This window comes from Helicobacter sp. 219-2 (assembly GCF_030053225.1).
GTDB lineage: Bacteria > Campylobacterota > Campylobacteria > Campylobacterales > Helicobacteraceae > Helicobacter > Helicobacter pylori_C.
On the sequence record NZ_JASGBS010000003.1, the window covers coordinates 1 to 3,875 of the forward strand.

3 protein-coding genes and 1 pseudogene are annotated in these 3,875 nt (G+C 35.3%); all 4 read right to left on the reverse strand.

Annotation, left to right across the window (positions count from 1 at the left end; translation table 11 throughout):
* Positions 1-22: 22 nt before the first annotated feature.
* On the reverse strand, positions 23-742 hold the full coding sequence (locus P6280_RS07585) for a Fic family protein (RefSeq protein WP_283237481.1): 720 nt from the start codon (positions 740-742) through the stop codon (positions 23-25).
* 37 nt (positions 743-779) lie between these two features.
* The gene (locus tag P6280_RS07590) at positions 780-2,120 is read right to left on the reverse strand and encodes a replication initiation protein (RefSeq protein WP_283237482.1); all 1,341 of its coding nucleotides are present in this window, start codon (positions 2,118-2,120) and stop codon (positions 780-782) included.
* Between the two features lie 216 nt (positions 2,121-2,336).
* Complete coding sequence (locus tag P6280_RS07595) at positions 2,337-2,528, reverse strand: hypothetical protein (protein WP_283237483.1); 192 nt, start codon at positions 2,526-2,528, stop codon at positions 2,337-2,339.
* A 906-nt stretch (positions 2,529-3,434) separates the two neighbouring features.
* Positions 3,435-3,548, reverse strand: a pseudogene (locus P6280_RS07600) (relaxase/mobilization nuclease domain-containing protein); the annotation flags it as partial.
* Between the last annotated feature and the right edge of the window lie 327 nt (positions 3,549-3,875).

Sequence of the window (3,875 nt, forward strand, 5' to 3'; positions counted from 1 at the left end):
TTTTCCTAGACTTTCAAATAGGCTATTTAGAAAAGAAATAGCTAACCATTTCATTGAAATTATCTTGACTTTGCAAAATGGTATCTTTCAAATAACCTTTTGTGTTGTGATATTCTCTAATGCCCCTATAGTAAAAAGCTTTGTGTTCGTTTTCTATGATAAAGGGCATGATATTGTTTTTCAAACACTCTTTGAACATGACTAATCGCCCCACTCTACCATTGCCATCGCTAAAAGGGTGTATCTTTTCAAAAGCCACATGAAAATCTATGATGTTTTCCAAATTTGTTGCAGTCAGGATGTGGTAGCGTTGCAAAAGATTGGTTAATTCGCTTCCAACTAATTGGGGTCTTGTTGTAACGCTATCACCTACAAAATTAGGGTGTTTTTTAAAATTACCAATAACTTCATCAGAGCAATTATTTTTTAAGATTTTGTGTAAAGTTTTAAAATATTCTAAACTCAAAGGTTCTTTATAACTTTCAAGCAAGTAATTCACGCATTCAAAATGATTGATGGTTTCAAAAATATCATCAAGTTTAATATTTTCGTTTTTTTCAGTTATAAGAGCGGATTTATCAAAAATATGAGCGGTTTGTTCGTAGGTCAAACTGCTTCCTTCAATGCGATTAGAGTTGTAAGAAAATTTAATTTGGATTAAGTGATAAATGCCATTTTTAATAGCATTCTTTTTTTCATGATTTAGTTTTTCTATGAGTTTAGATAAATCCTTAGTTGGCATGCATGTCCTTTCAATTGAGATCAATGAAAAAAAATTTTCATTGATTAGGTGGATCTTTTTTGGTGAGGTGTTGTTGAAAAAGATTGCCTAGTTCTTTTGTCATGGGTTTCACGATCGCTTCTTGATTGGGGTTGGCTTCTAATGTTTGGGTTTGGATTTCTTTTAGGGGCTTTGGTTTGTTTTCAATAGCTTTTTCTTCTTCTTTTCTTTTTTTGAGGTTTTCTTGGATCTGTTGAATGTATGCTGTTCCTTTTCCATCTTTGTTTTTGAGGATTTTAGAGGCGTTTTGAGTGAAAAACTTTTTCTTATAGTTTTCATGCATGGCTTTGAGTTTTTCAATTTGATGAGCGTTAGATATAATGAGTGGTTGTTTTTTTCTTGGGTTGTTGGCTTCTTCTAAAGTCAACACCACTTGTAGCTTGCCTTTCACTTCTTTGATTTCATGCATTCCACGATACACTAATGCGATGATAGCGTTTTCATCTAGCGGATCAGTGGGGTAAGCTAGGGTTTTGTCTTTGAGTTCAGTTAGCGGTTTGATGACTTCAATTTGAATGCGTTGCTGTTCTTTGTCTTTAGCTTGATCTTTACGCTTTTGAAGGTCTTTGTAACAGATTTCAAACACTATTTGAGTGATCTTTTGGCGTTCTTTTTTCGTCCTGTAACTGGCTACAATGTCGGTGGTAGCGTTAATCTCTTTGATGCTTGGCTCTAAAACATTGCGTTTGAAATTATCCCACTTATAAAAACTTTTTGGCACGCACAACACATCTTGTAGTTGGATTAGAGGCATTGTTACTTCGTTACGGTTTTGCTTGAGTTCGCTCAAAAGGATTTGGTAAATGCGGATCGCATAACCGCTATTAATGGGCAAAATGTGTTGTAACGGGATCTGCGTGAAATTCTTCCTAAGTCCTAGCAAGTAGGGTTTTAGGCAGTCGTTGAGTTGGTAACAGATTACAGCTTTTCTTTTTAGGTATTGTATTCTTTTGAAAATTGCCATAACTTCAAACATTTCTTCTTTTTTGTTGGTCAAAGGATCAAACACTAGCGTTTCATCTTCAAGTATTCGTTTAGACAGGCTTCTGCACAGATTTTTGATGTAGGTGTAATTGTCTTCGCTTTCATGACTCAATGTTTCCCCTAAAATCTCATTGATAGGGATCTCGCACGCTTCAAAGGCTTTGTCGCTGATGGAGTTGAGCTTGCTAATGATGTAGTAAAAGAATTTTAATTCGTTAGCGGTCGTATCGCCGTATTTAGCGTAAATGAAGCGGTTGTCTTGGGTAACTAGGTATTTTTGAGACTTTTTAACGGTGGGGCGTTTGAACTTTTTAGGTCGCTTATTGGGCTTGGGTTCGTTATTAACTTTTGGCATTTTAGATCCTTATTTAGTTTTTTCAAAGGCAAAAGACGATATGATCGTAGCGATAGCCAAACCCCCTAGAGCGGTAACTCTAGGGGTATTTTTAGTGTAGTGGCTGTGTCAAAAGAACCACTACAACTAGTGAAACTATCACAACGATAATGAACTTCATGGTGTGCCTCCTAACAGAGTGCCACCCACTGCACTCCCCACCCATTAACTCAAAAATCAAGCTAATTTCTCCAAATTTGACACAAAAAAGACACTGCCATGCATACCGCCTACATTGGTATTATAGCATAAAATAACTATATTTTTAGTTAAAAACCTAGCTTTTTTGTTGTGTTTTAACATTAAAAACCTAGCTTTTGGGCTTGTTTTTAACATTAAAAACCTAGCTTTTGGGCTTGTTTTTAACATTAAAAACCTAGCTTTTCTCTCTCTGCACACCCCTATTTTACGATGTTCGCACCTGCGTAAACAAGATTATTATTAATAAACAAGATATTTGTTAAACAAGGGGAGCGCGCGCCACAAAACGCCCTAAACACCGCATGAGTTTTTCAAACTTTAGGGCGGCACCAGGTTTGCGCTATCTTGTTTGATTTTGCTAACGCAAAACCATCTCCGGCTAACGCCTACGATTTCAAACTGCGATGCGCTTTTGTCCATGCTTCGCTTACGCTTCGCTTGTTGGTGTTTGCTTGTCAGCAAACAATAGGTGCAAAACCGCTTGAATGCTCGCTTACGCTCGCTAGGCGGTTTTGTAAATGGTTGGATTGATAACACAAATTATATGCGCTTTTAGATCCTAAACACGCTAGATTTGCTAACTAGCAAGCAACTAAAAAAACGCAAATGAAGTTTTTTGAAGTCAGTCAGATTGCGCTAAATTTTTTCAGCGCTTTCAGTCAAAAAGTTTTTTTTCAACGCTAATCGCTCAAAAAAGTGATCATGACTTTTTGATTTTTTTCCAACACTCAGATTTTTTAGCCAATTTTTGCGCTTCATTTGCCCTACAACCAATTCAAATCAAAAAAACGACTATTGATTACCACCTGCAACTAAAAACGCAAAAAACAAAAGCACACAAGCAAAAGAAGTCAGTCAGATTGCGCTAAATTTTTTCAGCGCTTTCAGTCAAAAAGTTTTTTTTCAACGCTAATCGCTCAAAAAAGTGATCATGACTTTTTGATTTTTTTCCAACACTCAGATTTTTTAGCCAATTTTTGCGCTTCATTTGCCCTACAACCAATTCAAATCAAAAAAACGACTATTGATTACCACCTGCAACTAAAAACGCAAAAAACAAAAGCACACAAGCAAACAAGAAAGATCAAAATAAGTGTATTGTATCTTAAGCGTCTTTTTGGGCTTGATGATTTCATAATCAAAAAGCTCATCGCTTTCAAAGTTTTTATAACTTTTTTCTAACGCCATTTTATTGTAATTTCATTCTCCCAAAAATTTTGTCGCTTGTTTAAATTTTTATTCCCCCTTTTTAAAGTGCAGGATAACACTTCAATTCCGTAAAAATTGAAGTCAATTTGACCTTACAGGTGGCTAAAACACGAACTTTTAAGATATTCTTAAATCAAACTTAATCAAAAAAACTTATTTTAAAACTTTTTGTGCTGCTAAAAATTCAAGAATGCGTGCAATACTGACTTTTTTTGGATCGTGTTTTTTTCAAAAAGTTGGTTAGGAAGAAAAAAATTGAAGTTTTTTAGTGTGCAAAAGAAGTGAAGTCTAAGACTTCATGAAATT